Raw genomic sequence first — 26378 nt, forward strand, 5'->3', positions numbered from 1 at the left:
CGTTTAGAGTCGTCAAAACGCGCACTAATGCGACCTAGTTGGGCTGGCGGGCACGGGCGGGGGCGGGTCAGCGGTTCCGGATCAGAGCCGCGATCTCCGTGAACCCGAGCCGCTCTGCGTTCTGCAGGGCGGTTCGGCCTTGGGGATCACGGATATCCGGATCAGCTCCCGCGGCCAGCAGTTGCCGGACCACGTCCTGCTGGTTCGGCCCGCCGTTGTTGAGCAGGATGGCTTCCTGCATGGCCGTCCAGCCCAGGTTGTTCACGTGGTTCACAGGCACGCCCGCGGCGATGAGGATCCGTACAGTTTCGGTGTGCCCATGCTCGCTCGCGGGAATCAGGGCTGTGCCGCCGTATCGGTTGATGCTACGGACATCGGCCCCGGCAGCCAGGGTCAGCTGCAGCACCTCGTTGAAGCCTTCGGCCCCTGCGTACAAGAACGCCGAGTCCTGGATGTCGTCCTTGGCATTGACGTTGCCACCTGCCGCGATCAGTTCCCGCACCCGGACGGGATCGTTGGCTTTCGCGGCGAGGATCAGGAGCCTGTCGGTTTCCATTTGAGCCTCCGGTGACAGCTTGGGCGGCAAGGCAACGGACGACGCCGGGACAGGACTGACACTCGACGGTGTCGCTTGGGTAGGTGCCGGGCTGTCAGGTGAGGCGGCCGCCGTCGTACTCGCTGTTTGCGAACCGGACGTCTGTGAGTCAACAGGCGAGGACGGCACGCAGCCAGCCAGAAGCCCGGCGACCACCAAACCTGCGCCGATTGCCGAGCCCACAGCCAGCCGGCGCGCCTTGAGGGAACCCATACCCTCGAGGCTACTTCGCAGCTGTGGCCAAGGCCTCGGCACCAGCAGTCGCGCACGCCTCGTCCAAGGCGCCGTCGGGAGCACCGCCGACGCCGATGCCAGCCACGGATACGCCGTTGACCTTCAACGGGACACCGCCAGCCAGGAAAAGCGTGCCGGGAAGGTCCGCGATGGACGGTCCGGTGCCGTTGATGCGCTTGGCCAGTTCGCTGGTGGGGGCACCAAAGGCAGCCGCCGTGTAAGCCTTCTGCTTGGCGGCTTCGATGGTGTGCTCGGCGGCGTTGTCGCCGCGGAGAAGGGCCTGGACCGTACCGAAGCGATCCACCAGGGCGACCGTCACGAACGGAAGCTTGTCCGTCTGGCACTTGGAAAGCGCCGCATTTACGGCCGCACTCGAAGCACCCACTGTGATTCGGTTCTGGGCAACCACATTCTCCGGAGCAGGCTGGACTTCGGCAGCTACCGGCGCGGCAGGTGCGGTAACAGGCGCGGCCGCGGGGGCCACGGCATTGGCTACTGCGGTAACCCCGCCTGTGAGCAACAGCGCTCCAGCAGCAGCGGCAGCAATCATCTTGTTGGACTTCTTCATGGAGTTCTCCTCGTGGCACGCATCGGCAATTTCGGGTACATACCCATGCTTCCGGGGCAGCTCCGGGCAGGCATCGGCCGTGAGCCGGTTCCAAGGTCAGCCTTTCCGCCAGCCGTATCAGCCAAAAGGTGGAGAGACCAGCAATGAGACGGGATCTAGCATGGAAAGAGCGCCTACTACCGACCGGAACGGAAACGGGAACCACCCAATGCCAGAAGCCCTTCAGCGGCCGGATCCAAGCACCCGGCTAGAGCCAAGCCGGCCCGAGCCAAGCCGGATCGATACCCGCATCGATGCGGTGGTGCATCTGGGCTTTGCCGTGCTGATGGTCGCCTCTGCTGTCCGTTACGTCATGCGCCACTCCCCCGCGGACAACCTGTGGACCGTGGCGTTGGCGGTCGCCGTGTGTGCTCTGTACGTCGTGACAGCGTTGCTGGCCCAACACCGCCAGCCCACCCAACGCAGCCACCTCACCGATCACCGGCATCCTGCCCAGAGCCAACAAACCCTGAACCGCAAGCTGTGGATGTTTGCCTTAGTGGCGGTTTGGTCGGCTCTGGTGATCGCGGCACCCAGCTTCGCGTGGTGTTCCTTCGCCATTTTCTTCCTCAGCCGCACCGCGTTCCGAGGGTCGGCCGCGTATCTGGCTGGCGGCGCGACGGCGGCGGCCACCGCCGTCGGGCTTTTCCGTATGAGCGGATGGACGGACGTCGCCATGCTGCTGGGACCGCTCGCTGCCGGCGCGCTGTTGACGCTGGTTTACGACAAGATCGAGCGCGACGGCGCCCTCCAGCGGAAGCTCTTCGAAGACGTAACCCAAGCCCAGGAACGGCTGGCGGCGAGTGAACGGACAGCAGGAATCGCGGCGGAGCGCGAGCGTGTTTCACGTGAAATCCACGACACCATCACCCAGGGCCTCGCGAGCGGCCTGCTCCACCTTGAGGCAGCCCAACGTTCCTGGCCCGACCCTGCGGCGCACCACGAGGTCAGCAAAGCAACCAGCCTCCTCCGCGGAAATCTTGCCGACACCCGGAGCCTGGTGCACGAGCTCTCGGCACCTGGCCTGGAGACTGCGCCCCTTCACGAGGCCTTGGAACGCGCCGCCCGGACGTATCTGGACCATGTCCGCGTGCAGGTCACCGGCGAGACCCGTCCCATCCCGGCCGAGGTCCGGCACGCCCTGCTCCGCGTGGCCCAGAGCGCCGTGGCCAACATCAAACTTCATGCCCACGCGGACAACGCCAGCGTGACTCTTGGGTACCTGCCGGACGCAGTCACCCTGGACGTGTTCGACGACGGCCGCGGCTTTGATCCGGGAGCGGTACCTCCGCCGTCGGAATCGGGAGGATACGGCCTGCGCGCCATGCGGCAACGCATTGAGCAACTGGGCGGAGAATTGTCCGTGGAGAGCGCCCCGGGTGAAGGTACGATCATCGCGGCCCAGCTGCCATTGCCGGCTCTGCCCGAAGATACCCCGGCCGAAGATACCTGGCCCGAAGATCCATCGAAGGAGTCCCTGTGACTACCATTTCCGTACTCCTTGTGGACGACCATACGGTGGTCCGAAGCGGGCTGAAGGCGCTGTTGGGCACCCAGGCGGATATCGTCGTCGTCGGCGAAGCGGCATCCGGTGAGGAAGCGTTGGAGGCGGCACAACAGCACTCACCGGCAGTGGTTCTCATGGACCTTGCGATGGGCGCGGGAATGGACGGCATCGAGGCCATCAAACAGTTGCGGCAGCGCAACCCCGGCCAGGCGGTGATCGTGTTCACCACCTACGATTCCGACGCCGACATCGTCCGTGCCGTCGACGCCGGCGCAATGGGGTACCTGCTCAAGGACGCTGCACCGGAAGAGATCTTTGCAGCTGTGAGAGGCGCCGTGCAGGGCAAAAGCGTGATGAGCGCGCCCGTTGCGTCCCGGCTTTTCCAACAGCTGCGGAACCCGGACGAAATCCTCACACCCCGGGAGGCAGAGCTCCTGAGCCTCCTGACGGAGGGCCTCAGCAACCGCGATCTGGGCAAACGCCTCTTCATTTCGGAAGCAACCGTCAAAACCCATCTGGCCCACATCTACGCCAAGCTCGGCGTGGAGACGCGGGCGGCGGCAATCGCAACGGCCATCCGTCGTGAGGGCATGCGGTAGGCAGGCCGCGCCTGGCGATTCAAGGCTCATTGCTATATATCCACAGCCCGCCTTCGATTAAGCTGGCACTATGTCCGACGCTTCGGCACGCAAGATGTTCAAACATTCCGGAACCGCCCTGCTGGTCCGCGGAATTCTGGCCGTACTCTTTGCCTTCCTCGTGGCATCTTTGCCGGTAGCCACGGTCTTCGGGCTGGTTATCGTGTTCGGTATCTTCGCAATCGTGGACGGCCTCACCAACGTAGCCCACTACTTTTATGACCCTTCACGCCATTCCGGCTGGACGATGGTGGGCGGCTTCATCTCCATCGCCGCGGGTTTGGTGGCGGTTGCATGGCCGGGAATCACAGCTGCAGCACTTGGCATCCTGATTGGGCTCTGGGCCTTGGTCCTGGGGCTTTCCGAGATCGTTTTCGCCTTTGCTGCAAGGAACTCCGTTAATGGCTGGGGGGTCTGGCTGCTGACGGGTCTTGTGACTGCACTTTTTGGACTCTTCGTCCTGATCAACCCCGGTCTCGGCTTCCTGGGCGTGGTGGGTTTGCTGGCAGCATTCTCCGCTGTTGCGGGGCTGTTGTTGATCGTTTGCGGCATCAAGATGCGCAGGGGCGCCTCGTCTTCCTTCATGTACGCCCACTAATCGGCCTGTCACGCTCAATCCTTCATGAGGGGATGCGCTCGGCGCTAAGTTCGGTAAGTTAGTGGCTGTGAAGATAGCTACCTGGAATGTGAACTCCCTCCGTGCCCGTGCCGACCGCGTGGAAGCGTGGCTTGAGCGCAGTGACTGTGATGTCCTGGCCATCCAGGAGACCAAGTGCAAGGACGATAACTTCCCGTGGGAGCTCTTTGAGCGCATGGGCTACGAGGTTGCGCACTTCGGCGTGAACCAGTGGAACGGCGTCGCCATTGCGTCCCGCGTTGGGCTGGAGGATGTAGAACGCACTTTCCTGGACCAGCCGATGTTCGGCAAGGCCGGCAAGGATCCCGCGCAGGAAGCCCGCGCTATTGCCGCCACCTGCGGCGGAATCCGCGTTTGGAGCCTGTATGTTCCCAATGGCCGCTCTCTGGACGACGAACACATGCCGTATAAGCTCAAGTGGCTTGACGTCCTTCAAGGCAACGCCGCGGAGTGGCTCAAGACCGAGCCCACCGCCCAGGTGGCGCTCATGGGCGACTGGAACATTGCACCGTTCGATGACGACGTCTGGGACATCGAACTGTTCCGCAACAACAACTTCACGCACGTCAGCGAGCCGGAGCGCGCCGCTTTCCACGCCTTCGAAGCTGCCGGTTACACCGATGTCGTTCGCCCCTACACACCCGGCCCTGGCGTCTACACGTACTGGGACTACACGCAGCTGCGCTTCCCCAAGAAGGAAGGCATGCGCATCGACTTCTGCCTGGCTTCCCCGGCGCTTGCTGCCCGGGTCACCGGTGCCTCCATCGACCGTGAGGAACGTAAGGGCAAGGGCGCTTCCGACCATGCTCCCGTGATCGTGGAGCTTGCAGACTAATCACCGCTAATGGACGAAAGGGGCCGGCTGGAGATGACTGGAAACCTGTATAGGGGCCAGGCAGGACTGCCGTTCTCTTCGTCCCTGCGCATCTACGAGCCCCTTGAGGCGTTTCCGCCGGAGCAGCAGCGCCAGCTCGTGGCGGACAGCAGCAAGATCCGGTCCCGGGCCGCCGTCGAAAACGCTGAGCTCCAAGCCTCGCTGGGCCGCATCACCCGGACGGGCGGGGACCCCTTCCCCACCGGCCGGACTGATCTGGTGCGAATGACGCGCGTGCCGGGCGGGCGGCACACTGCAGCGGACAGTTCCACAGATGCCGCCACCGGCGCGTCGGCCCAGGATAAGGACGCCCACGACGCCGGACGGCTGCTTTACTGCCCCAGCCAACTGGTGATTCGCGCCGGGTTGGCAGCGAATGCCCTCATGGATGGTGTGCACAGCCCGCTGGCCGATCTGCTGATTCCGGTTTCGCAGCGGGACAAGCACCAAGCGCGGATCGATCGCATCAACGCCGGGGAGGAAGCCAAGCGGGTCCACACCCGGGCCTCCACCTGGGGTATCCCTTTTAGTTGGTTCTCGCTTTTCGCTGAGTCTGACCGCAAGGATGTGGTGGAATCGGACGGGCACATCCTCACTGTCCGGGTGTGGACGCCGTTGACGGAGGCCCTGGACAGGGCACGCTTTGCCGTAGCCCATCTGGCTTTGGCAGCCCCGGACCTGGACATGCTGGACGATCTCACGCAGCTCACCGAGTGGCTGGAGTTGTTCCATGTCCAGTCCATGGTGGAGTTGGATTACGGAGCTGTGGCGGACAAGGTGTACCCGGACGAATCCCCCATGGATGTTCGCCTCGGGATCGAGTGCCTCGCTGAGGGAGATATGACGGGCGCAGCGGCAGCCTATCGCCGGCTAGCCTCGCGCTGGATCCCCATCCGGCAGTTGGCGCGGGCCTCGTAGGCTGTCATCACCGGCACGGCGGTGCTGTTGTCTCCCGCACAATCAATTGATGCGGCGCTACCTCTGAATGCACGGCACCGGCGATGCCATCGAGTTCGTCCAAAAGCATCTTGGTGCCCAGTTCGGCTTGGTCGTCCGGCCGTTGACCCACCGTTGTCAGGCCCAGGGCTTCGGAGAAGTCGTGGTCGTCGATTCCGATGACTGAGAGGTCCGCGGGCACTCGAACGCCGTGTCGCGTGGCTTCGAAGATGACCCCCATGGCCATCTCATCGGAGGAACAGAAAATGGCCGTAGGCTTGCGGCCAGGCTGGCTCCAGAGGCGGTTGAATGCCTGCTGCCCGCTGGCCACCGTGAAGTCACCCCATTCGTCCCACTCGGGACGGACTTCCAAGCCGGCGTCGGTCATGACGTCCTGGAAGGCGCGGATCCGGACGCGTGGAACGTCGAAGTTCAGGTCTGTCTCGTCATCGCCATGGAGCAGGGCAATGTCCTTGTGTCCGAGGTCCAGCAGGTGCCGCACGGCGGTGGTTGCGGCGTCGTAATCGTTGATACCGATGTAGGCACAATCCTCAACGTGTCCGCCAACCACTACCAACGGGATGTCGATCTTGTGGAGGTGTTCCAGTTCGTCCTCGCTGAGCGCCATACACAGCACCAGCAGGGCGTCGATCTGTTTGTACACCATGGTGGAGCTGAAGAGCCGCTCGCGATTGCTGCCATGGCCGCCAAGGTTGAACAGGGAGAGGTTGTACTTGCGTGAGTGCAGTTCCCTGTCCGCGCCTTCGATTGCCTTGGAGAAGAACCAACGGCTGACGAAGGGCGCCAGGACTCCGATGGTGCGCGTGCGTCCGGTGGCCAGACCCGACGCCGACGACGACGCCACATAACCCAGCGACGCCGCCACTTCCAGGATCTTTTCACGGGTTGCCGGCGAAACCCGTGGCAGTCCCCGGACGGCCCTGGATACGGTAGCCGTGGACACTCCCGCTGCTGCTGCGACGTCCTCGATGCTGACGCCTGTATGACCACCGCGCTGGGACCTACCCGTTGTTCGTGTCACAGGCCCCCCTCTCCGGCTGCCTTCACTTCGCCGTTCTCTGTCTCATGGCGAAGAATCAGTCTATTTTGTGCAGGCCTTGGTTACGCAGCGGAGTCGTTCCGCTGCGTAACCAACGCTGCAATTGTCTAGCCCTTGAGACCGCCGGACAGCAGGCCCCGGACGAAGTACCGCTGCAGGCCGAAGAACACCAGAAGCGGGATGATGATCGACACGAAGGCCGCGGCCGGGTTCAAGTAGTCCCTGGCACCGCGCGTGCCGGAAATCTCGGCCAGACGCTGGGTGATAGGTGCTACGTCGGCCGTTCCGCCGGAGAACACCAGCGCAACCAGGAGGTCGTTCCAGACCCACAGGAACTGGAAGATCGCCAGCGACGCCAGTGCCGGAACGGAAAGCGGCAGGATGATCCGCCAGAAAATGGTGCTGTGTCCCGCACCGTCCACCCTTGCCGCCTCGATAACCTCACCCGGGATCTCGGAGATGAAGTTGTGGAGGAGGAAAATACCCAAGGGAAGGCCGAACATGGTGTGGGCGATCCACAGCTGCGCATACGAACCCGCAGGCAAATGCAGGGTTTGCGTGAAGAGTTGCAGGAGCGGAATCAGTGCCATCTGGAGCGGGATGATCTGCAGGGCAAAAACGAAAATGAAGAGTGCGTCGCGGCCCTTGAACTTCCCCCATGCGAAAACATAGGCGGCCATGGACGCCAATACCAGCACAAAGATGGTGACTGGAATGACGATCGCCACGGAGTTGATGAAGTACTGGGAAAGGTTGGCAGACTGCGAGCCCGCCGGGGTAAGGACATCCACATAGTTCTTGAAGGTGAAGTCCCAGTCAAGGAAGGCATTCCACCAGCCGTTTGAGCGGGGGCCTACTTGCTTGGCTGCAGGCCTGAATGAGGTGACAAAGAGGCCAAAAGTCGGGACAGACCATACGACGGCGATGATGATCGCTGCCGCTGTGGCCCACTTGGAAGTGAGCTTGGTCTTGACCCTGCGCATCATCGGCTGGGCGTCCTCCGTGGGGTCCGATCCAGGACGCTGCCGGGTGGCGGCCTTGGACGCCTCTTTCGGGGCTGGCGTGGCTGTCAATGGATCTCCCTTTGCTTGCGAAGGACTCGAGCGTTGTACACGACGATGGGCAGCACCATGAGGAACAGGATCAGGGCCAATGCGGCACCTCGTCCCGGCTCACCGGCACGGAAGGCCTGCGTGTACATTTCGTTGGCCACAACCGACGTGTCGTAGTTACCGGCCGTCATGGTTCGAACAATGTCGAATACCTTCAACGTGGCGATCGTAATAGTAGTCAGGACCACCACCAGCGCCCCACGGATACCCGGGACCGTCACGTTGCGGAACTGCTGCCAGGCGTTGGCCCCATCCAACCGGGCCGCCTCGATGAGTTCCACGGGGACACCCTTGATGGCCGCGGAGAGAATCACCATGGCGAAGCCGGTTTGGATCCAGACCATCACGATGATCAGGAACACCGTGTTTTCCGGGGCGTCGAGGAGGAACTGCTTGGGGTTCATTCCCAACGCGTCACGGATGAAGTTGATCACACCAGTCTGTTCGATGCCGGGGCCGCGGTAGTCATACACGAGCTTCCAGATGATACCGGCGCCTACAAAGGAGATGGCCATCGGCATGAAGACCAGGGACTTCAGAACCCGCTCTCCGCGGGCCTTATCGATAAAGACGGCGTAGGCCAAGCCGAAAGAGGTTGACAACAGGGGGACCAGGACGGTCCAGATAATGGTGTTACGCAGCGTGGTCAAAGCTTCAGGCTGGGTAAACATCCAAACAAAGTTGTCGAAGCCGTTGCCTTGGCCACTGGCGTCCGTGAAGGCCAACATTGACGTGCGCACCGCTGGGTACACGAGGCCCACCAGCATCAGGATTCCGGCGGGAGCCAGGAATCCTGCCACCGTAACTTTGTCCTTGACTGATTTCGGTGCTCTGTCCACCACCAGCATGAGGATGCCGATAATAGCGGCAAAGATCGCCAGGGCGATCACTACTTGAAGGAGTTTTCCTCCGATAAATTCCATACCCAACCTCCGGGGCGTGAGTGAATCACTAGGTTCCGGGAAAAACGCTGCCTCCCCGACTGGGCAAACCAGCCAGGGGAGGCAGCGCTTTCGGAGTTAGCCCTTGGGCCAGCTGGACTCGATGCTGTCAGTTACCTGCTGGGCGGAGCTGCCATTGATCCAGGCAACGATGCCCTTCCAGAACGAGTTGGAACCCACGGCGCTCGGCATCAGGTCCGAACCGTCAAAACGGAAGACGGTCTTGGGATCCTGAAGGAGCTTGATGGACTGCTTGTCCAGGGCCGACTGTGCGTTGTTCGGGTCAAGGCCCTTGTTTGCGCTGATGGCGCCGCCGAGCTTCACACGGTTGTTGGCGAAGTCCGCACTAGCCATGAATGCCAGGTATGCCTGGACCTCAGGGGTGTCCTTGTAAGCGGCGACCGACTCGCCACCACCGGTGATGGCAGTGCCCTTGGATTCATCCACCGGAGGCGTCATGAATGCCCAGACGTCGCCGTCTTCGGCCACGTTGGTACCGGCAGGCCAGTTGGCTGCCTGGAACGATGCCTGGTGGTGCATGGCGCACTGTCCGTCCAGAACCGGCTGGCCAGCCTGGGCAAACGCGGTGCTCAAGATCGAGCGCGGGTCACCGAAGCCGCCGTTGACGTAATCCGGGTTGAGGAGGATGTCGCCAACCTTGTTGAAGGAGTTGACGATCTTGGGGTCATTGAACGGAATCTGGTGCGTGATCCACTTGTCATAGACTTCAGGGCCTTCGGCACGCAGGACAACGTCCTCGATCCAGTCGGTACCCGGCCAACCCGTGGCTTCGCCCGATTCAAATCCGGCACACCACGGCTTCATGGTCTTGTCGTCGGCGATCTTCTTGGTCAGGTCCATCATTTCGTCCCACGTCTTGGGGACCTGCCAACCCTTGTCCTTGAAGGTCTTGGGCGAGTACCAGACGTATCCCTTGACGTTCGCAAGCATCGGGGCGGCGTAGAACGTGCCGTCCACCGTGCCGTACTTCTTCCAGTCTGCGGACCAGTTCTTGTCCACAAGATCGGACACAGTCTTGGGAGCGGGCTTCAGGTAACCGGCCTTGGCCTGCGTGGCCAGAAGACCGGGCTGGGGGAAGATCGCTACGTCAGGGGCCGTACCGGACTGGGCCCGGACACCGATCTGGGTCTCGAACTCCTTGCTGCCCTCGTACTTGACCGTAATGCCCGTGCACTTTTCGAACTGTGCCCAGGATTCCTCTAGGTTTGTCGCTTCGACGTCGACGATCGTGGAGTACACGGAGACTGTCTTGCCGTCGTGCTTGCCGTAGGTTTCGTATGCGGAACAGTCGTCCGACGCGGTGCTTCCGCCGCCGCCGCCGCTGTTTCCGCTACATGCGGACATGGTAAGTGCCAGAACGCCGGCCGCTGCGACCGGGAGCAGGTACTTGGTTTTTTTCATGCTGAAGACTCCTCGCTGAGTACAAGAAAATCGTGGCGCGATTGATGTGGTGGCCCTCACACTAGCGAGGTTGTCCATAGAAATGCAAGCGCTTACACCGACCGTAACCACAACGATACAAAGTAACCTTTGCATCGCGCCGGAACTGCACCGCAGCGATTGCCGGGCGCCGTCGTCGACGTCTTGAACCCGCCGCCTACAGCGGCCGCCACCGCACGGGCAAGAGGAAGGCGCGGGTCCAACATGCACGTCATGAGATTTGTTTGCCCAGTATTGCCTATGCAACAGTGGGAAGTGTGGATGAACTTGAAGCACTCCAGACTATCGGCCGCCTGATCAAAGAAGAACGGCTGGCCCAAGGGCTGAGCCAGGTGCAGTTGGCCAAGCAGGCTGGAACGGCAATCAAGACTGTACGGACGCTGGAATCCGGTACGCGCCGCACCCAGGAAATCAATCAGCGCAAGCTCGAGCACGCCCTGGGGTGGCGCGCTGGATCCATGTCTGAAGTCCTCAAGGGAAAATCCAGCTTCGCTCCGGACCAAATCACTCCGGACGACATGCGCAGCAGCGACGAGCCACGGCAGTCCCCGGGGCCTCGCGTCATGGTACCGGCAGCGCCTATAGCCCGGGCCTCGCATCTTTCAGACGAGGAACTCCTCGCAGAACTGACGTACCGGATGATGCACCGCAACAGGGGCTAGCTGGTTGCTGACAGTTGCTGCCGGCGCACCATCTCGTTGATCCAGGCAGGCGCGAACGGAGAGGTGCAGTTGGGCGGAGTTGGGTAATCCTTCAGCACCTCCAAGCGCTCACCAATACTCAAGGCGCGGGCGCGATACTCCGGGTGTTCGATGCCGATCTGGGCCAGACAGGTGTTCATCGCCCACTGCAGGCGGTCCGGGGCGTCCTTCATCCCCTCCTCGATGGCATCCAGCAGCCCGGTAAGGTCCAGGCCGGCCGGATCCTTGACGACGCGCTCCGAGGTCAGCGCCCAACCGGCACTCGCCACCAAGGGATCCTTGTCCGCAAACCAGGCCACCCGCAGCTCTTCGGCGTGCGGATTCTTCTTGACCACGTAATTCACGAGCCAGTCATGGACTTTGGGGGTTCGGGCCTCGCGCAGCATGGTGTCCAGATCTTCGGATCCGTACGACTTAGGCCGACAAATCAGCAGTGCCAGCAGCTTCGCCGCGGTGTCATCGGTCTCCCAAAGCTCGCGCGAAAGCTCCGGCTGGATCTTCAACCGCTTCGCAATCGCGCGCAATTTACTGAGGTTCACACCGTGATCGTCACCGTGTTTTTCGTTCACCTCGCGCGACCTCGGGTCTTCCAGCGCGGCCAGCTCGGCCATCACGCCGGCCAGCGTCGTCCCAGTTGCAGCCGTACCAGTCGCAGTTTTCCCGACCACTGGAGCCTCCCGTCCATCGCGTGTGAAACTCAGCCTACTAGGCGTGGATGTGCGGGGTCGCCGATTAGCCGCAGGCGGGATGACAGCTCATAGGGTGCGGTCCAGCACGTTCCTGAACTGCCATCCCCGCGCCATGCGGTTATGGCTACTTCCCGCCCTTGAACAGGCCTGCGATCTTGGAGCCGAGACCCTTCACGTTTTCGGTAACATCTCCGGCGATTTCCCTGGATTTCCCGGCAACGTCACCAGCAAGTTCCTTAGCATTCTCCCCCACGTCACCAGAGAAGAATTCCTTGACGTTTTCAGCTGCATCGCCTGCGAATTCCTTTACGTTTTCTGCAGCCGCTCCAGCGAACTCCTTGACATTTTCAGCGGCCTCGCCGGCAAATTCCTTAGCATTTTCAAGTGCCTCGCCAGCTACATCCTTGGCCTTGCCCGCAGCGCCTTCTACTGCTTCCGATCCCGTGGTTTCTTCACTCATGGTGCTCTCCTTCGTGACGGTTTAACGCTGATCACTCCCGGGATTTATCCCGCAAAGCAATCAATCGCATCAGGGAGTTTTCCCCTCTACTTTCAAACTATTGGCATCCACGCGGGTTAAGCAACGCAAAACACCCGGAGTGAAATATTCGGCAAAATTAGCCAGGACAGTCAGCGAACCCGTTCAGCTTTTGTAAATTTCGCACGGGCCCCTGATGCCATATGGACCAATACGGGCGTCTTCTTGCCGATCACCAGGTCCAGGGCTTCGACCAGCCGTGAAATTTCGGCAGCAAGGAGGTGCGGTGCCACGCCCTGCCGGGGCTGGATGCGCACCCTTAATCCGGGCTGGCCTTTGACCTCATACGTGGCCACAGACGCGCCGGCGAGGTCCGGCCGATCTGCCAAAGCTGCCCGGAGCGCCTGTTCCGCGACGCCGCCGCCGATCTGGACCTCACCCTCCACATGACTCTCGTCGTCGCTGGCCACCAGAAGGTTGGCCCTGCCTTTACCCTGTTGCGACACCCAGGCGACCATCGCAATAATGATGGCCACCAAAACCACACCGGCCACAATCCACAGCCAACTTTCCTCACGGCCGGGGAACCGGGTTCGCTGGAATGCATCCTCCGCACGGGCCCACATGTCCGCGGCCCAGCCGTGCCACCACGTTGCTACGGCCGGGACAGTCGCCAGCAGGAGAAGAAGCAGCCCAACGGCCAGGAGTTTCACGCCAATGATGAAGAGAAGCACCCGGTTAAGGGCACGTGGTGTTTCGTTCATGCGCCGACCACCCCCGACGTAGAGAGGTTCACCCGAACAGTGGGCATGGGAAAGGGGGACATTTCATCGAGTTCGGACTGCACTGCTTGTAGGACGGCTTCTTCGCTGACCCTGCTGCCGGAGGTGGGCCGGACGTTGACCACCACTGACTGCCTGGACACAATCACCATGACCTGTTCCGGTGTCACGTTGGCGGCAGTCCGCGCGCGCCGCGCAAGTGCCGAGGCCAGCACTTCATCGTCAACGACGACGGCGGTGCGTGGGTCCCGCAGCAAATGCCGGGCACGTCTGCCTGGTAAAACAGCGTGAAGGAGGAAAAAGAGTCCGACCATGGCAATGACAGCACCGCTGGCGCCAAGCAGAAGAGGCGGCATGCCCGCCGGAAGTGCGATGATGCGCTCCGCTGCCGTGCTTGGGTCAATAAGCCATGGCGGTTGGCCGATGGCGCGGAGCGCAGATTCCAGAAGCGCGAGGACGCAGAGAATGATCACCAGCACGGCGGCGATGGTGGCTGCTCCAGCCCGGGACGAGTGCGTTTCCCTGCGCAAGACACGGCTCATTGCCGGGTCCTCGCCGGCGATGGGGCTGGCTCCGGAGCCAGCGTCAGAAGGTTCAATGACTGTTTGCTGGTCCTGTGTCACCGGACGCGGCCTCCCTCTGAAACGTGGGCTCCACTAATCCTGATATCCACTCTGCTTATGCGGAAACCACTGAGCCGGGTCACACGCTCCAAGACTGTTGCCTTTGCGGCCACAGCACGGTCCCAGATGGAGCCGCCGAAGCCCTGGACACGCGCCGGATTGCGCAGTACCTCACTCAACGCGGGGATGCTGATAGGTGCCACGATAGACAAAGCCAGCAGGCCGTCGTCGTCCGACCAATCTGCGCGGATGTCGCTGGGTTCCACGCCGAGAGCCTCGGCGGCAGCGGCCTGTGCCAGCGATGTCAAAGCCTGGGTACTGATCCGGTTATGTCCGGCCAGGCTGGTGGTAGGTTCCACAGCCCCAGCCACGCTCATGACGAAGAGCGCCGGCCCGTAATGGCGTCCAAGACGCTGCGAAGATCAAGCTTGCCTTCAGCTGCACGGCCCAGGAGGGCGCCTATGCCCATGAAGAGCAGTGAGATAAGGAAGCCCCACAGCCCGAATTGGAACGACATGAACGCCACGAAGGCGCCAATCGCAATTCCCACAACGGTCATGCTCATTGCAGTGCCTCCCTTTCGACCACGACGGTTTTGGGCTTGGGCGGCGGGGCCACATAGACATCGTTGATCTCGATGTTGACCTCGATGACCTGCAGCCCGACGAGTTCCTCAACAGCCCGGTAAACAGCAGCGCGGACCTGGTTGGCGACGCTGTGCAAGGGATGCCCATAGACGGCCACAAGGTTGATATCCACCGCCACCTGGGTCTCGCCCACTTCGGCGCGAACACCCGCGGCATGGTCCGAACTGCCAACAGCGTCACGGATTGCGCCAAGCGCGCGGGATGGACCTGAGCCCAGGGAGTAGACACCTGGAACCGCGCGTGCAGCGATGCCGGCTACTTTTGCCACTGCCGCCTCGGAGATGATGGTGCGTCCGGTACCGAGGACCTCGCCCTCAGGCGCAGGGTCGATCTGCAAGTTCTGATCTGACATCGAAGCACTCCCCTTCTCTTGAGTACCACCCTAGCGTCTAGCTCCGACGCTTTGTGAGAGAAGCGAGTGTGCGCGGCGGCTACTTGCAGTTCTTATCCATCCAGTCCTGGATCGGCTTCATAAGTTCCTCGAATTCAGGCTCCCCGTACTTGCGGAAATCCGTTCCGGCGGACTCCGTATACGCCCTCAGCTTCTCAAAGCTCGGCTTCAGTTCGTCAGGCACCTTGCCCTGCATTTGCGACAGTTCTTCCTTGGCCTTCTTGATATCTTCCGGGTCGCCGCCCACCAAGGCCGCCAACGGAAGGATGGTCACGCTCAGCATGGCGGCACTGACGGAGATGCACGCTTCAGACAAGGAAGCGAACTCGCCATAGACGCCGCCTGTGCCTGTGGTCGCGTCCGGGCTTGCACTGATCTCCGCGGACGGCTCGGCACTGGATGGTGGGGCGCTGGCTGTTGGGGTGTTCGACGACGCAATGGGCGTGGGCTGTGCAACCGGCAGCGGGAAAGAGCAGGCACTAAGCGCCAGCGTTCCGATCAGAAGACACCCGATCAGCAGCGGGCTTGTACCTCGCCGGCCGGCACCTTTCCTGCGATTCCTTCCAGGAAGCCTGGACGTGCTGGAGCCTGTGGTTTCGATCATGGTGTCCCCCGTTGGATTGCGTGCGATCACGAACCGGCGAGGGCAAGAATACGCCCGGCGGGAGGCAGTGAACAGAGGCTGAGTTATCCACAGGAAGTTCTCTTCGAGGGGGTCCTTGAAGCCCGCGCCACCTAGACTGGCCGACACATCACCAAACAGCCGCTGGGGAGCCTGTCATGCCACGCCTTTCGTTTGCCTCTCTTACTGTTCTCATCGTCCGCGTGGCAGCTGCTGCGCTCGTGGTTTCGCTGCTGCTCACCGGTTGCCAGGGCGGCAGCCCGCCGGGCAAACCACCCACAGAAACAGGCCCGACGACGGCGTCCCCCACCTCTGGCGCGTCCGGCCCACCTTCTGCCGATGGTCCTTCCGCGACCACCGCTCCCTCCGGCGTCTACAAGCCCGCGGATGCGAAGGGCAAAGCGCAGAATGTGCCAGTGCCCGTTATGCCCGAGCTGGCTACGGAGAACACGAAGGAGGGGCTGGAGGCGTTTATCCGGTATTGGTACGCACAACTCTCTTATGTGGATGAAACGGGCGACATGTCCTCGTGGCTTCCATTGATCTCCCGCGACTGCAGGCTTTGCATTCGACTTCAGGAATCGGGAGAAGACGGATATACCAAGGGGCGTTGGTTGGCTGGCGGCAAGATTTCCGTGCCAGTCGTGGAAGTGCAATGGGGTGCAGAGAACGGCGGCCCGTGGGCGAAGGTGCAAGTAGTGCAAGAAGCAATCAACTATTACAACGCTGATGGAACTGCGGGACGAGCTAGTGACGAACAGAGCAACGACGCTTTTGCATTCTTCGCCAAATTCGCAGATGACAAATGGACTGTGGTGGACCTTGGCCTGCTTTCGTAGTGAGCTGTATCAGGCACACCTCATCACTTCGATGGCCATCTTTTTTGCTCTGATCGGGGCATTGGTACTGGCAGCGGCAGCCGAGGCCGAGGACTTATGGGCGTCAAACAACACCCGCAATGGAGGTGTTGATGTTGAAGCACGGTTCAAACTAGACCCAAGTACTGGGAAAGCTAATGCAAGTCTTGAGGGTGCCCCGTCCGCACCAGACGACCCCAACCAGTACATGGCCGACACCCACTGCCGGGCGGACGGCCCCGACACCGTCGATCCCGGTTGCCTGGCCTTAAGCTGCCCTGCCACAACACCGGGCGGTGATGAAGGAACACCGGTGATCTGGAAACAAGCCCCCAAGTCCATCACCAACCCCGGCTGGACCAACTGGATCCCCGTCAGCGGACCCACCTGCCTGTACGACGCCCAACCCGAGAACGTCCTGGCGAACATCGCAGCCCGGATCCTGAACGACTTCCGCCAACTCCCCGTCAACCCGGGAACCCTCGAGGCCCAACCCTTCCCCCACACCCTCAAAGGCGGACCCACAAACTTCTACACCACCGCCACCGAACAAGCCTTCAACGTCGCCATCCTCGGCCAAACCGTCCACCTGAGAGCAACCCCGGCAAGCTTCACCTACACCTTCGGCGACGGCACCAGCCTGGGCCCCACCCCCGCAGCCGGCTATTCGATCCCCGAAGCCGTCTGGCTCCTCAACGACACCCGCACCAGCCACAGCTACACGGCAACAGGGAACTACCCCGCCACCATCACCACCAGCTTCACCGGCACCTACTCCGTAAACAACGGCCCGCCCCTGCCCGTCAACGGAACCCTGGACCTGACCACCCCACCGAAAACCATCCAGGTCTGGAAAACAGAAAAAGCACTCGTCGCCGACACCTGCCAGGAAAACCCCACATCCTGGGGCTGCCCCAACACCGGAAAATGACGGAGCCCGCAGCTTCCCGACCCCCTTGAGAGAAAAGGGACCCAGATCGCCCGAAAACAGCAGCCTTGGCCCGCAAAGAAGGTCAGGAAGCCACAGCACCCAAGAGGAACACAGGCAAGGGGATCAGGAGAACCACTTGTCCGGCGGAGAAGCCGTGTGCAGCAATGGCAACGCGATGGCGCGGGGCGGGGCAAGAGGCTGGCCCAATTCGCCCAGGACTTGCCGGGCCAGGGCTACATCGTTGACGCAGATCCCATCGACTCCGAGTTGGACGGCTGCGCTGATTTCATCACTTGTCGCCAGAGTCCAAGGGAACACCTTGAGGCCGGCGCCACGAGCCTTGGCGACCAATCCGGCGTCGAGAATTTCAAAGGCGGGCGCAATGGCGGAAGCGCCGGTTGCCAAAGCAGCCATCACAAATTCTTTAACGGCAGAAGGATAGAGGCCTACCGACCGGACGGGGCTCTCCCTGCTCAGCGCCACCAGCGGAACTCCAGGCAACATTGCTGACAGTGCCCGAATGATTTGGGGATCGAAGCTGCGGACGCGCAAGGCCTGTTCACCCTGGTGAGCCTTGAGCAGCCTGGACAATGCAGTCACTATTCCGTGGCCATACTGGTCCCAGGCCGCACCGTCAGTTTTGACCTCAATGTCCAGAACGACGTCGGCGGCATTGGCGAACCGCAACAACGCAAGGGTCTCGGACAGCGAGGGCGCACGCGTTTCAGGATCGACGTCGGTAATCGTCGCCGGGTGCTTCTCAACTACAGCCTGAAGCATGCTTTCCAACCTGATGTCGGCGGTTCCGATGACGGCGTCGTGCCTCAATACCAGTTGCATGTCAGACGTGAGCCAGACATCGACTTCTATGGCATCAACGCCAAGGCGAAGTGCCTCGACGAAGCTCGCCAACGTATTCCCGTGCCGTGTGGCAAGAACGCCTCGGTGGCCCTGAATTTCGATCATTGATCTTCCTATTCCGATTCGTCCACGACGGAAACTTCAATAACGGTGGTGAGCTGGGACAGTTGGGCCACGATGTCCGACGCTGCCATGGTGCCTTCAATCTCCAGCTCTATCTCAATGAGGTCAGCTGTGGCAGCGGTTTCGGTAGCTGTCATCAACCGGTCCATCACGCCCTTGGACTCGGCCGAACCCCGCGTCGTAGCGAAACCTTGAACACGGAAACCTTGCTCGGTGCACGTTCGAAGCACGTCCCTCAGGGCTCCGACACCGTCCATATAGGTAACTTTCAACATCCACTGGCTTGGCAAACCAAAGCGGAGCTTCGCAGTCACCACGGGATAGACGTAGACGATGACGAAGTGGGCTGCGGTGACGAATACCGCGGGAAGCAGGAGGCCTGCCCCGGCGGACGTTCCGACTGCTGCTGTAACCCAGATGGAGGCTGCTGTCGTCAATCCGCGGACTTGGTTCCGCCGCACGAACACCAGCCCCGCCCCTATGAAGCCAATGCCGGAAACCACTTGAGCCGCCAGGCGGGAGGGATCCAGCCTCACCAGGTCCACTGTCAGGACGTCGCTAAAGCCATATTTGCTTACCACCATGAACAGTGCGGCTCCAAGTCCAACCATGGCGTGAGTTCTCATGCCCGCAGACTTGTTCTTGCTCTGGCGTTCAAAACCTATGGCTGTGGATAGGACGAGTGCTGCGGCCAAGGCCAGACACATCTGCCACCACTGTGTATCCGCGCTGAAGATCACTTACTGCTCCGATTCGGTTATCAACCCCCTTCTTCTGTCCTCTTTGTGGAAGATCCAGTCCGATACGGATGTTCCATGCAAAAGCAGCCCAAGGTAGGCACGACGCGAGCCGGTCCTCCAGCTAATTCTTCAAGCCACGGAACGTACCAGTCAACGCTTCTGCACATTCGTGCAAATTGGCCGACGAACTTTGTAAGGACGTATTAGCATGGTATTTTCGGCCAGTATTTGTGGCTGAAAATACCCAGTAACACGCCACGGAACCCTATTTCCACCGTCGCGGAAACGGGTCTTGTGATCAGCCATCTTTGTGTGTAGGTTGACCATGACCTGAAGTTAGGTTGTCAGGTCAAATTTGAACAAATGCTTTTTTGCAAGTGCTAAGTCGCCCGGACAGCGATGACGAGGGGGTCAACGTGAGGGTTTTCCATGGGCAGATTAGGTACAAGTGATGCGCAAACCAGCAGGGCACCGGTCCACAGACCGCCAATAAGCGCCCCGAAGAACCGACGGTGGAACCGGAGAACACGCAGGGACGCATGGGTTTTTGCCGCTTTTGCGGCACCCAATGTCCTGCTCATCCTCCTCTTTACATACCGTCCGCTGGTTACCAACTTCTACTATTCCACCCTCGACTGGACGCTCGGGGCGGCCACAGCAACGAGTGTGGGACTGGGTAACTATGTGGAGTTCTTTACCTCCCCCGACGCTTCAAGCGTGCTGGGCGTAACAGCCCTATTTACGATCACCACCGTTGGCGGTGCGATGATGCTGGGCCTGCTGGTGGCGTTGGCTCTTAACCAGAGGCTGAAGGGCACAACATTCGCCCGGGCAGTGGTTTTCGCGCCCTATGTCCTTTCCGGCGTCGGCGTCGGCTTGGTGTGGTTGTTCATTTTCGATCCGACGTACGGCGTCCTTTCATGGATGCTCCGCACAGTTGGCCAGGCGAGTCCCCAGTGGGTCAACGATCCTAAGCTCGCGCTGCTCATGGTCATCATCGTGTACGTGTGGAAGAACCTTGGCTATTGCGCAGTGGTGTATCTGGCAGGTCTGCAATCCATTCCCACCCAGCTCCTGGAGGCTGCTTCGTTGGATGGTGCCAGTAGCCTGCGGCGCTTCACGTCGGTGGTGCTTCCCCTTCTTTCCCCCACCACCTTCTTCCTCCTGATCACCTCACTGCTGAGCTCCCTGCAGGCGTTCGACATCATCCGCATCATGACTCCATCCGGCAACGGAACCAGCACGCTGATCTTTGACTCCTACCTTCAGGCATTCGGCTCCTACAACCGGGCCGGATACTCCGCGGCCATCTCGGTTGTGCTGTTCGCCGGCTTGCTCGTCATGACGGCCGTGCAGTTGCGCTTCGTGGAGCGAAAGGTTCACTACTCATGAGCACCAACACCGTTGAAGCCACACCACGTCGTGACCGCCCGTTCTCCTGGCAAAACCTTGGCAAGACGATTGCCGGGGGTTACGTCCCCCTTCTGCTGGCAACCATGGTTGTCTTCGTGCCCCTCCTATGGATGATGTTGTCTTCCCTCAAAGCGCCCGGCGAGATCGTGACAACAAACCTGACCTGGCTGCCGAAGAGCCCCAGCTTTCAGAACTACGCAGACGCAGCATCCACCGTGCCCTTCGCGCGATTCTTCCTCAACAGCGTGATCGTCACGGTCATCGGATCCACCATTAAGTGCGTACTTGCAGTCTTCACGGCCTACGCACTCGTGTTTGTCCGTTTCCCCTTCAAGAGGGTGATCTTCCTCCTGATTCTGGTTGCGCTGATGGTCCCGCCGCAGGTTTCGGTGCTTCCCAACTACGTTTTGATCGCAGGCATGGGAGGGCTCAACACGTATTGGGGAATTATCCTTCCAGGTCTGGGAACGGCGTTTGGCACTTTCCTCCTCCGGCAGCATTTCCTCACACTGCCGCCGGCAATCCTGGAGTCGGCGGAAATCGACGGAGCGGGCCACTGGCGCAAGCTCTGGAAGATCGTTGTCCCTGTGTCCGTGCCGAGCATCGCGACCGTGGCTTTGGTGACGATCGTTTCTGAATGGAACGAGTACATCTGGCCACTGATCGTCACCGACCATCCAGACATGATGACCCTTCCTGTGGGTCTGACGCAGCTGGTTAACAGCGATGGCAGCACCCAGAACTGGGGCATGCTCATGGCCGGCGCGGTGATCGTCCTTCTACCGATCTTGCTCATCTTTGCCGCACTGCAGCGATACATCGTCTCCGGGCTCACTCAGGGCTCGGTTACAGGCTAAAACTCCACCCTTCGAGGTTGCTTGGGCACCTCGATCACTAGAAAGGCACTTCCCCTATGTCAAAAACACTTTCCCGGAAGCATTTCCTCGGCTTGGCTGGTGCTTCAGTCACCGCCGTCGCGCTTGCAGCCTGTGGCGGTCCCTCGACTGATGCCGGAAGCACATCCGCAAAGGCGCTCTCCCCGGAGGATTGGTCCAAGATCAAACCTGCCCCAAGCATCAGTTTCATGTCCAGCCATCCCGGCAAGTCCCGGGATACGGAGCAGAAGCTGATAGAGGCCTTCCAAGCGGCCAATCCGGATATCAAAGTCAACCTCATCACCGGAGGCTCAAACTACGAGGAAGTGGCGCAAAAGTTCCAAACCTCCCAGGCCGGGAGCGAAGTACCGGACGTGGTCGTGGCGTCGGACGTGTGGTGGTTCCGCTACGCGGTTTCAGGTGCCATCCTTCCGATTAATGCGCTTCTCAAAGCCGTCAATGTCAGCTCCTCCGACTACAAGTCCGGTTTGATCGCCGATTACGAATATTCTGATCAGCTGTGGGCAGTCCCCTACGCCCGTTCAACCCCGTTGTTCTACTTCAATAAGGACCACTTCAAGGCGGCCGGAGTTCCCGAGCGGGCGCCAAAAACCTGGGAAGAGTTCGCCGAGTGGGCACCCAGGATCAAGTCGGCGAATGCTTCAGCTTCCGGATACCAAAACGCCTACCAGTACCCGGCGATCGCAGGTTATGCCGGCTGGACCCTGCAAAACGTCCTGTGGGGCCAAGGCGGCGGCTGGTCCAAGGAGTGGGAGATTACGGCAAATTCAAGCCAATCTGTTGCCGCGATGCAGTGGGTGCAGGACTCCATTGTGAAGAATGGCTGGGCCGGGGTCTCCTCCAAGAACGCCATTACCGACCTTCAAGCCGGTGCAATCAGCGCCACGATCAGCTCGTCCGCCGACCTCGCCGCCACCCTAAAGGCTGCGAAAGAAGCAAACATGAGGATCGACGTCGGATTCTTGCCGGGCGGTTCGGCCGCGGCGTCGCAGGTTTGTCCCACGGGCGGTTCCGGCTTGGTGATCGCCAGCAAAACGTCGCCCGAACGGCAGCTTGCAGCAGCCAAGTTCGTCACGTTCATGACGAACGCGCAGAGCACGTCCACTCTGTCTGCCGCAACCGGCTACCTACCTGTGGCCGAGGCGGCAGATATCTCGGCGATTGTTGCCCAGACACCGGAATTCCAAACTGTCGTAGACCAGCTCAAAGAGACCCGCACCCAGGACTTTGCCCGAACGTTCCTTCCCGGCGGAGACCAGGAGCTGGCCAAGGCAGCCACCAGGATCATGAATGAAAAGGCCGATGTGCAAGCAACGCTGACCGAGCTGAAGGGAACGTTGGAAGGCATTTACAACAAGGATGTGAAACCGAAGCTGAAGTCGTAAGCCCCGGCGGCGTAAGCGTAGGCATCGTTGGGGGTGCCTACGCTTACGCACCCGACCTGGCTGCGGACACCCAAATTCCTTGGATCAATTTGGGTGTCGTGAAGATCACAAAGCAACAACCCCCGGAAGCGGCGATGCGTTAAAGAAGAAAAGCACCAGTTCCGAAGAACTGATGCTTCCCAGTGGTGGCTCCGACCGGCGTCGATCCGGTGACCTTTCGATTTTCAGTCGAACGCTCTACCAACTGAGCTACAGAGCCTAGGTGACAAGTCACCTTGAGAGCCGAAATTACTTCCGGCGCTCAGAGCGACCCTGACGGGACTTGAACCCGCGACCTCCGCCGTGACAGGGCGGCGCGCTAACCAACTGCGCTACAGGGCCTTGCGTTTGCAGTATCTCTACCGCGTTTTTTTCAAGGCTTCTAGCTTACCAGACTTTTTTCATCCGATTTACCACTTGCCTTGCGTACCCCCAACGGGATTCGAACCCGTGCCGCCGCCGTGAAAGGGCGGTGTCCTAGGCCGCTAGACGATGGGGGCCTGAACTCAATTCGGATTATGCGAGGAAAAACAACACTTTATGCGTTCTTTTCGGTTCTCACCCGTCCGAACTGGACTCTAAAACTTTAGAGCATAGATGGCGATATTCCCAAATCGAGGTCTGCGCGACTATGCAATAGCGACTACGGGACGTGCTCAAGGAGGTCACCGACCTGGCAATCAAGCGCATCGCAGATGGCTGTCAGCGTGGAGAATCGGATGGCCTTCGCCCGGTCATTTTTGAGGACGGACAGGTTGACGAGGCTCACCCCAACTCGACGGCTGAGCTCCGTCAGCGTCATGCCGCGGAGCTCCAGCAACTCATCCAGCCTGCAGTGGATGGCGATCGTCTCTTCGGCTGGCATCAGACAAGGCCTTCGGTGTCGCTCTGTAGGCGTCGCCCGAATTGGAACACGCCCCCCAGCAACACGAGCACCCCGCCAGCCACCAAAGATGCCGGGTCGAACCCGGAAATGTAGACCAACGTTTCCCCGACCCTCGCCGGCATGGCTCCAAGCTGTTCGGCCAGCCGACTCTTAGCGGTGGAATCCAGAATCTGGGCGGCGCTTCCCGAGATTGCCAGGAGCATACCGACGGACCCAACGATGACGGCAGTGTGCGGGCCGAACAGCACCCTGCTCGTAAGCCGATAGGCCAGCAGGACCAGGAGCGAAACGACGCAGAGGACGGCCACCAGATTCATGGCTGCCGACCAACCCAGGAGTGAAGCCTCATAGACAGGGAGGACGGGGACGGTTGCCTGCACTTCCGAGACGCGGGCTACGGCACCGAGATCCAGCGCTTCCGACTCCCGGGTGGAAGGGTCAAGGGGCAGCCGCAGGACCACCTCTCCGTCGCCATTACTGATGATCGTCGAGACTGTTGAAAGCGAAGCGGCAATGGCGACCGCCACCGAGACGACAATGAGTACGACCGAATCCACTCTTGACAGCACACTCACGCGCGCCAGCGAATCCACGATCCTTCTTTTTGAACCCACAGTTTCCCCCCAGTGGTTATCGAAATTCGTTAATATCGAACATCGATAAACTAACCCCGCAACCCACGCGGCGTCAAACATTGGCAGTTTCTTGCCGTGACGCGTCCGAAAACCGCCAGCCCCGCCAACCTCCCCGGCACTAGATTGGCTCTATGACAACCACCACCCCGGCCGAACCTGGCCAGCCGTCCCCGGGCATGCAACCGCGCAACACCCCCGTGCCTGCAGCTCCCATCAGCAAACTTGGCATCGCCGCCGTCGTCGTCACCGTAGTCCTTTGGGCTTCAGCGTTCGTCGGCATCCGCGCTGTGGGCCCAAGCTTCTCCCCCGGTTCCTTGACGCTCGGACGGTTGGCGGTTGCCGCCGTCGTTCTTGGAATCGTGGTGCTGCCCACCCTGAAAGTCTGGCCACGGGGCAAGGAATGGTTGCCCATCATGGCGTACGGGGTGATGTGGTTCGGCGGTTACAACGTGGCGCTGAACGCTGCGGAGCACATGCTCGACGCCGGTACCAGCGCCATGCTGATCAACGTCTCGCCGATCCTCATTGCAATCCTCGCCGGAGTAGTCCTCAAGGAAGGCTTCCCACGGTGGCTTCTGATCGGGAGCGCCGTTGCGTTCGGTGGCGTGGCGATGATCGCCCTCGGTTCGGGACAGCGTTCGACGGCGGATGTCGCCGGGGTGTTGTTGTGCTTGCTTGCCGCCGTACTCGCCTCCGTCAGCGCGATCCTGCAGAAGCCGGTGCTCCGGAAATTCACAGCCGGCCAGGCCACCTGGTTCGGCATCATGGTAGGCACCGTGTGCTGCCTGCCGTGGACGGGCCAACTGATCAGCGAGGTCCAGTCGGCGCCGCTGCCGGCCACACTCGGCTTGGTCTACCTGGGCATCTTCCCGACGGCCATCGCCTTCACCACATGGGCGTACGCGCTGTCCTTGATCTCGGCCGGAAAACTCGCCGCCACGACGTACCTGGTCCCCGGCACCACCATCCTCATCTCTTGGGCTGTGCTTCAGGAAGTCCCAACCATCTGGGGACTGATCGGTGGCGTGGTGTGCTTGATCGGCGTGGGCCTGACCCGACGAACGGCAATGGCTGCCCGGCGAACGGCAAAGTGACTAGCGGGCCATACCCGCAAGGAGCTCCCGGTGCGTGGGCGGATTGGCGCCCGGACGGCCAACGGTAATAGACGCTGCCATGGATGCCGTGGTTCCGATCCGCTCCAGGACCGTAGGCGCCAGACCGTCGCTGCCACGCAGGAGCAGGCCCATAATCAGCGCCGACATATATGAATCCCCGGCGCCGATGGTGTCGGCCACGTTCGATGGAATGGCGGGAACTGTGAGTTGCATGTGCCGGGTGGCCATGAGCGAACCGCTGGAGCCCCGGGTCACTACCGCAAGTACAGTGCCAAGGTCCAGGAGGTGACTCGCGGTGTCCTCCAAATCCTTGCCCGGGTACAGCCAACGGGCGTCGTGGGCGCTCATTTTCACGACGTCCGTCAATGGCACCAATTCTTCGAACAAGGAAAGTGCTTCGTGGTGGCTGCCAAGGAGGTCAGCACGGATGTTGGGATCGTAGGTGATCATGCAGCCGCCCTGCGCCTGCTCCAGAAGGCTCCGGACAACGCTGGCCCCAGGTTCAAGGAACGTGGCGATCGAACCCGTGTGCAGGATTCTTGGTGCATACGGCAGCGCGAGCGGAGCAAGTGCCCAATCAATTTCGAACGTGTACTCGGCCGAACCGTCGGCATCGATCCGGGCGGTCGCCGTCGCCGTCTTGCCCAAGGACTTTGATCCGGGCAGCAGTACCACGCCCGCGCCCTGAAGGTGCGAGGCAATGGCGTCGCCCCGCTGGTCCCGTCCGATGGCGGTCAGCAGGCCAGCCTTTACATCCAGGCGGCCGAGCCCATAAGCAACGTTGGCCGGCGAGCCTCCGGGATACTCGATCTGCCCCTCGGGCGACTCCACGATGTCGATGAGCGCCTCACCTACCACGACGACGTCGAGGGGCTCAGGTGCGGAGGTAGGCGTGGCGGTCATGCGGTTCCTGTTCGTTCGTTGGTGAGATGCGGGGCTGGCCTACGGATTGCCGTTCGACG

31 protein-coding genes and 3 tRNA genes are annotated in these 26378 nt (G+C 61.1%); 12 read left to right on the top strand and 22 right to left on the bottom strand.

Annotated features, from left to right (window positions below):
* Positions 1–67 precede the first annotated feature (67 nt).
* Entirely contained in the window at positions 68–808 is a 741-nt protein-coding gene (locus AC6I97_RS00080) for an ankyrin repeat domain-containing protein (RefSeq protein ID WP_497943720.1), read from the bottom strand.
* Positions 809–818: 10 nt separating this feature from the next.
* Positions 819–1397, bottom strand: coding sequence for a GlcG/HbpS family heme-binding protein (locus tag AC6I97_RS00085; RefSeq protein ID WP_497943721.1), 579 nt, complete (start codon positions 1395–1397; stop codon positions 819–821).
* 208 nt (positions 1398–1605) lie between these two features.
* On the opposite strand from AC6I97_RS00085, the gene AC6I97_RS00090 reads away from it, so the two are divergent.
* The 5 genes from AC6I97_RS00090 to AC6I97_RS00110 all read left to right on the top strand — a co-directional run bounded on the left by AC6I97_RS00090 (position 1606) and on the right by AC6I97_RS00110 (position 6010).
* Positions 1606–2919, top strand: coding sequence for a sensor histidine kinase (locus AC6I97_RS00090; protein WP_497943722.1), 1314 nt, complete (start codon positions 1606–1608; stop codon positions 2917–2919).
* Entirely contained in the window at positions 2916–3542 is a 627-nt protein-coding gene (locus AC6I97_RS00095) for a response regulator (protein WP_497943723.1), read from the top strand. Before AC6I97_RS00090 ends, AC6I97_RS00095 begins: the two co-directional genes overlap by 4 nt.
* A 70-nt stretch (positions 3543–3612) precedes the next feature.
* On the top strand, positions 3613–4179 hold the full coding sequence (locus tag AC6I97_RS00100; RefSeq protein ID WP_497943724.1) for an HdeD family acid-resistance protein: 567 nt from the start codon (positions 3613–3615) through the stop codon (positions 4177–4179).
* Between the two features lie 67 nt (positions 4180–4246).
* Positions 4247–5053, top strand: a complete 807-nt coding sequence (locus tag AC6I97_RS00105; protein WP_497943725.1) for an exodeoxyribonuclease III — start codon at positions 4247–4249, stop codon at positions 5051–5053.
* Positions 5054–5086: 33 nt separating this feature from the next.
* Positions 5087–6010 carry a DUF8083 family protein gene (locus AC6I97_RS00110; RefSeq protein ID WP_497943726.1) on the top strand — a complete coding sequence of 308 codons (924 nt, stop codon included), beginning with the start codon at positions 5087–5089 and terminating at the stop codon, positions 6008–6010.
* Positions 6011–6017: 7 nt separating this feature from the next.
* Here the strand turns inward: AC6I97_RS00110 and AC6I97_RS00115 are convergent, their stop codons facing one another.
* The 4 genes from AC6I97_RS00115 to AC6I97_RS00130 all read right to left on the bottom strand — a co-directional run bounded on the left by AC6I97_RS00115 (position 6018) and on the right by AC6I97_RS00130 (position 10563).
* Positions 6018–7070 (bottom strand): LacI family DNA-binding transcriptional regulator, encoded by a 1053-nt coding sequence (locus AC6I97_RS00115; protein ID WP_224095006.1) that lies wholly within the window; start codon positions 7068–7070, stop codon positions 6018–6020.
* 125 nt (positions 7071–7195) lie between these two features.
* The gene (locus tag AC6I97_RS00120) at positions 7196–8161 is read right to left on the bottom strand and encodes a carbohydrate ABC transporter permease (RefSeq protein ID WP_224095005.1); all 966 of its coding nucleotides are present in this window, start codon (positions 8159–8161) and stop codon (positions 7196–7198) included.
* Positions 8158–9123 carry a carbohydrate ABC transporter permease gene (locus AC6I97_RS00125; RefSeq protein WP_224095004.1) on the bottom strand — a complete coding sequence of 322 codons (966 nt, stop codon included), beginning with the start codon at positions 9121–9123 and terminating at the stop codon, positions 8158–8160. Before AC6I97_RS00125 ends, AC6I97_RS00120 begins: the two co-directional genes overlap by 4 nt.
* A 96-nt stretch (positions 9124–9219) precedes the next feature.
* On the bottom strand, positions 9220–10563 hold the full coding sequence (locus tag AC6I97_RS00130; protein WP_497943727.1) for an ABC transporter substrate-binding protein: 1344 nt from the start codon (positions 10561–10563) through the stop codon (positions 9220–9222).
* A gap of 296 nt (positions 10564–10859) precedes the next feature.
* Here AC6I97_RS00130 and AC6I97_RS00135 point away from each other — a divergent pair, with 296 nt between their 5' ends.
* On the top strand, positions 10860–11264 hold the full coding sequence (locus AC6I97_RS00135) for a helix-turn-helix domain-containing protein (RefSeq protein ID WP_224095002.1): 405 nt from the start codon (positions 10860–10862) through the stop codon (positions 11262–11264).
* On the opposite strand, the gene AC6I97_RS00140 is transcribed toward AC6I97_RS00135, so the two are convergent.
* The 8 genes from AC6I97_RS00140 to AC6I97_RS00175 form a co-directional block, all read right to left on the bottom strand.
* Positions 11261–11914 (bottom strand): DNA alkylation repair protein, encoded by a 654-nt coding sequence (locus tag AC6I97_RS00140; protein WP_497946854.1) that lies wholly within the window; start codon positions 11912–11914, stop codon positions 11261–11263. The genes AC6I97_RS00135 and AC6I97_RS00140 overlap by 4 nt on opposite strands.
* 202 nt (positions 11915–12116) lie before the next feature.
* Positions 12117–12452, bottom strand: a complete 336-nt coding sequence (locus AC6I97_RS00145; protein ID WP_224095001.1) for a hypothetical protein — start codon at positions 12450–12452, stop codon at positions 12117–12119.
* 170 nt (positions 12453–12622) lie between these two features.
* A complete protein-coding gene (locus AC6I97_RS00150) occupies positions 12623–13234 on the bottom strand; it encodes a hypothetical protein (RefSeq protein ID WP_497943728.1) in 612 nt (203 codons plus the stop codon).
* Positions 13231–13875 carry a DUF6286 domain-containing protein gene (locus AC6I97_RS00155; RefSeq protein WP_497943729.1) on the bottom strand — a complete coding sequence of 215 codons (645 nt, stop codon included), beginning with the start codon at positions 13873–13875 and terminating at the stop codon, positions 13231–13233. The genes AC6I97_RS00150 and AC6I97_RS00155 overlap by 4 nt, the downstream gene beginning before the upstream one ends.
* Positions 13872–14252, bottom strand: coding sequence for a hypothetical protein (locus AC6I97_RS00160; protein WP_497943730.1), 381 nt, complete (start codon positions 14250–14252; stop codon positions 13872–13874). Before AC6I97_RS00160 ends, AC6I97_RS00155 begins: the two co-directional genes overlap by 4 nt.
* Positions 14249–14440, bottom strand: coding sequence for a hypothetical protein (locus AC6I97_RS00165; RefSeq protein ID WP_216922303.1), 192 nt, complete (start codon positions 14438–14440; stop codon positions 14249–14251). The genes AC6I97_RS00160 and AC6I97_RS00165 overlap by 4 nt, the downstream gene beginning before the upstream one ends.
* Complete coding sequence (locus AC6I97_RS00170; protein ID WP_223947702.1) at positions 14437–14874, bottom strand: Asp23/Gls24 family envelope stress response protein; 438 nt, start codon at positions 14872–14874, stop codon at positions 14437–14439. The genes AC6I97_RS00165 and AC6I97_RS00170 overlap by 4 nt, the downstream gene beginning before the upstream one ends.
* 79 nt (positions 14875–14953) lie before the next feature.
* Positions 14954–15517, bottom strand: a complete 564-nt coding sequence (locus tag AC6I97_RS00175; RefSeq protein ID WP_497943731.1) for a hypothetical protein — start codon at positions 15515–15517, stop codon at positions 14954–14956.
* Between the two features lie 176 nt (positions 15518–15693).
* Here AC6I97_RS00175 and AC6I97_RS00180 point away from each other — a divergent pair, with 176 nt between their 5' ends.
* On the top strand, positions 15694–16374 hold the full coding sequence (locus AC6I97_RS00180) for a DUF6318 family protein (RefSeq protein WP_497943732.1): 681 nt from the start codon (positions 15694–15696) through the stop codon (positions 16372–16374).
* Between the two features lie 331 nt (positions 16375–16705).
* Complete coding sequence (locus AC6I97_RS00185) at positions 16706–17323, top strand: hypothetical protein (protein WP_497943733.1); 618 nt, start codon at positions 16706–16708, stop codon at positions 17321–17323.
* A gap of 123 nt (positions 17324–17446) precedes the next feature.
* On the opposite strand, the gene AC6I97_RS00190 is transcribed toward AC6I97_RS00185, so the two are convergent.
* Both AC6I97_RS00190 and AC6I97_RS00195 read right to left on the bottom strand, forming a co-directional pair.
* Positions 17447–18289, bottom strand: coding sequence for a glycerophosphodiester phosphodiesterase (locus AC6I97_RS00190; protein ID WP_497943734.1), 843 nt, complete (start codon positions 18287–18289; stop codon positions 17447–17449).
* An 8-nt stretch (positions 18290–18297) separates the two neighbouring features.
* Entirely contained in the window at positions 18298–19014 is a 717-nt protein-coding gene (locus AC6I97_RS00195; RefSeq protein ID WP_309929633.1) for an MgtC/SapB family protein, read from the bottom strand.
* A gap of 462 nt (positions 19015–19476) precedes the next feature.
* Between AC6I97_RS00195 and AC6I97_RS00200 the strand changes: the two genes are divergently transcribed.
* The 3 genes from AC6I97_RS00200 to AC6I97_RS00210 are packed head-to-tail and all read left to right on the top strand — an operon-like array spanning position 19477 to position 22741.
* Positions 19477–20439: a carbohydrate ABC transporter permease gene (locus AC6I97_RS00200; protein ID WP_497943735.1), complete on the top strand. Its 963-nt coding sequence runs from the start codon at positions 19477–19479 to the stop codon at positions 20437–20439.
* On the top strand, positions 20436–21317 hold the full coding sequence (locus AC6I97_RS00205) for a carbohydrate ABC transporter permease (protein ID WP_224166161.1): 882 nt from the start codon (positions 20436–20438) through the stop codon (positions 21315–21317). The genes AC6I97_RS00200 and AC6I97_RS00205 overlap by 4 nt, the downstream gene beginning before the upstream one ends.
* 56 nt (positions 21318–21373) lie before the next feature.
* Positions 21374–22741 (top strand): ABC transporter substrate-binding protein, encoded by a 1368-nt coding sequence (locus tag AC6I97_RS00210; protein ID WP_224166160.1) that lies wholly within the window; start codon positions 21374–21376, stop codon positions 22739–22741.
* Between the two features lie 183 nt (positions 22742–22924).
* Here AC6I97_RS00210 and AC6I97_RS00215 read toward each other — a convergent pair.
* The 5 genes from AC6I97_RS00215 to AC6I97_RS00235 form a co-directional block, all read right to left on the bottom strand.
* Positions 22925–23000 (bottom strand) — tRNA-Phe (locus AC6I97_RS00215).
* 48 nt (positions 23001–23048) lie between these two features.
* A tRNA-Asp gene (locus AC6I97_RS00220) sits at positions 23049–23122 on the bottom strand.
* A gap of 85 nt (positions 23123–23207) precedes the next feature.
* Positions 23208–23280, bottom strand: a tRNA-Glu gene (locus AC6I97_RS00225).
* Positions 23281–23423: 143 nt separating this feature from the next.
* Positions 23424–23645, bottom strand: coding sequence for a helix-turn-helix domain-containing protein (locus AC6I97_RS00230; protein ID WP_497943736.1), 222 nt, complete (start codon positions 23643–23645; stop codon positions 23424–23426).
* Positions 23645–24259 (bottom strand): hypothetical protein, encoded by a 615-nt coding sequence (locus AC6I97_RS00235; protein ID WP_497943737.1) that lies wholly within the window; start codon positions 24257–24259, stop codon positions 23645–23647. The genes AC6I97_RS00230 and AC6I97_RS00235 overlap by 1 nt, the downstream gene beginning before the upstream one ends.
* A gap of 173 nt (positions 24260–24432) precedes the next feature.
* Between AC6I97_RS00235 and AC6I97_RS00240 the strand changes: the two genes are divergently transcribed.
* Positions 24433–25395, top strand: a complete 963-nt coding sequence (locus AC6I97_RS00240) for a DMT family transporter (RefSeq protein WP_497943738.1) — start codon at positions 24433–24435, stop codon at positions 25393–25395.
* Here AC6I97_RS00240 and AC6I97_RS00245 read toward each other — a convergent pair whose 3' ends face one another.
* On the bottom strand, positions 25396–26319 hold the full coding sequence (locus tag AC6I97_RS00245; protein ID WP_497943739.1) for a carbohydrate kinase family protein: 924 nt from the start codon (positions 26317–26319) through the stop codon (positions 25396–25398).
* Between the last annotated feature and the right edge of the window lie 59 nt (positions 26320–26378).

The organism is Arthrobacter sp. TmtSoilC48, from assembly GCF_059739425.1.

What these genes read in the sequence shown, in the direction of transcription:
- AC6I97_RS00080 (WP_497943720.1), bottom strand. Translation starts at nt 808, where the DNA reads ATGGGTTCCCTCAAGGCGCGCCGGCTGGCTGTGGGCTCGGCAATCGGC.
- AC6I97_RS00085 (WP_497943721.1), bottom strand. Translation starts at nt 1,397, where the DNA reads ATGAAGAAGTCCAACAAGATGATTGCTGCCGCTGCTGCTGGAGCGCTG.
- AC6I97_RS00090 (WP_497943722.1), top strand. Translation starts at nt 1,606, where the DNA reads ATGCCAGAAGCCCTTCAGCGGCCGGATCCAAGCACCCGGCTAGAGCCA.
- AC6I97_RS00100 (WP_497943724.1), top strand. Translation starts at nt 3,613, where the DNA reads ATGTCCGACGCTTCGGCACGCAAGATGTTCAAACATTCCGGAACCGCC.
- AC6I97_RS00110 (WP_497943726.1), top strand. Translation starts at nt 5,087, where the DNA reads ATGACTGGAAACCTGTATAGGGGCCAGGCAGGACTGCCGTTCTCTTCG.
- AC6I97_RS00125 (WP_224095004.1), bottom strand. Translation starts at nt 9,123, where the DNA reads ATGGAATTTATCGGAGGAAAACTCCTTCAAGTAGTGATCGCCCTGGCG.
- AC6I97_RS00130 (WP_497943727.1), bottom strand. Translation starts at nt 10,563, where the DNA reads ATGAAAAAAACCAAGTACCTGCTCCCGGTCGCAGCGGCCGGCGTTCTG.
- AC6I97_RS00140 (WP_497946854.1), bottom strand. Translation starts at nt 11,914, where the DNA reads ATGGCCGAGCTGGCCGCGCTGGAAGACCCGAGGTCGCGCGAGGTGAAC.
- AC6I97_RS00145 (WP_224095001.1), bottom strand. Translation starts at nt 12,452, where the DNA reads ATGAGTGAAGAAACCACGGGATCGGAAGCAGTAGAAGGCGCTGCGGGC.
- AC6I97_RS00150 (WP_497943728.1), bottom strand. Translation starts at nt 13,234, where the DNA reads ATGAACGAAACACCACGTGCCCTTAACCGGGTGCTTCTCTTCATCATT.
- AC6I97_RS00160 (WP_497943730.1), bottom strand. Translation starts at nt 14,252, where the DNA reads ATGAGCGTGGCTGGGGCTGTGGAACCTACCACCAGCCTGGCCGGACAT.
- AC6I97_RS00165 (WP_216922303.1), bottom strand. Translation starts at nt 14,440, where the DNA reads ATGAGCATGACCGTTGTGGGAATTGCGATTGGCGCCTTCGTGGCGTTC.
- AC6I97_RS00170 (WP_223947702.1), bottom strand. Translation starts at nt 14,874, where the DNA reads ATGTCAGATCAGAACTTGCAGATCGACCCTGCGCCTGAGGGCGAGGTC.
- AC6I97_RS00175 (WP_497943731.1), bottom strand. Translation starts at nt 15,517, where the DNA reads ATGATCGAAACCACAGGCTCCAGCACGTCCAGGCTTCCTGGAAGGAAT.
- AC6I97_RS00180 (WP_497943732.1), top strand. Translation starts at nt 15,694, where the DNA reads ATGCCACGCCTTTCGTTTGCCTCTCTTACTGTTCTCATCGTCCGCGTG.
- AC6I97_RS00190 (WP_497943734.1), bottom strand. Translation starts at nt 18,289, where the DNA reads ATGATCGAAATTCAGGGCCACCGAGGCGTTCTTGCCACACGGCACGGG.
- AC6I97_RS00195 (WP_309929633.1), bottom strand. Translation starts at nt 19,014, where the DNA reads ATGTGTCTGGCCTTGGCCGCAGCACTCGTCCTATCCACAGCCATAGGT.
- AC6I97_RS00200 (WP_497943735.1), top strand. Translation starts at nt 19,477, where the DNA reads ATGGGCAGATTAGGTACAAGTGATGCGCAAACCAGCAGGGCACCGGTC.
- AC6I97_RS00205 (WP_224166161.1), top strand. Translation starts at nt 20,436, where the DNA reads ATGAGCACCAACACCGTTGAAGCCACACCACGTCGTGACCGCCCGTTC.
- AC6I97_RS00210 (WP_224166160.1), top strand. Translation starts at nt 21,374, where the DNA reads ATGTCAAAAACACTTTCCCGGAAGCATTTCCTCGGCTTGGCTGGTGCT.
- AC6I97_RS00230 (WP_497943736.1), bottom strand. Translation starts at nt 23,645, where the DNA reads ATGCCAGCCGAAGAGACGATCGCCATCCACTGCAGGCTGGATGAGTTG.
- AC6I97_RS00240 (WP_497943738.1), top strand. Translation starts at nt 24,433, where the DNA reads ATGACAACCACCACCCCGGCCGAACCTGGCCAGCCGTCCCCGGGCATG.
- AC6I97_RS00245 (WP_497943739.1), bottom strand. Translation starts at nt 26,319, where the DNA reads ATGACCGCCACGCCTACCTCCGCACCTGAGCCCCTCGACGTCGTCGTG.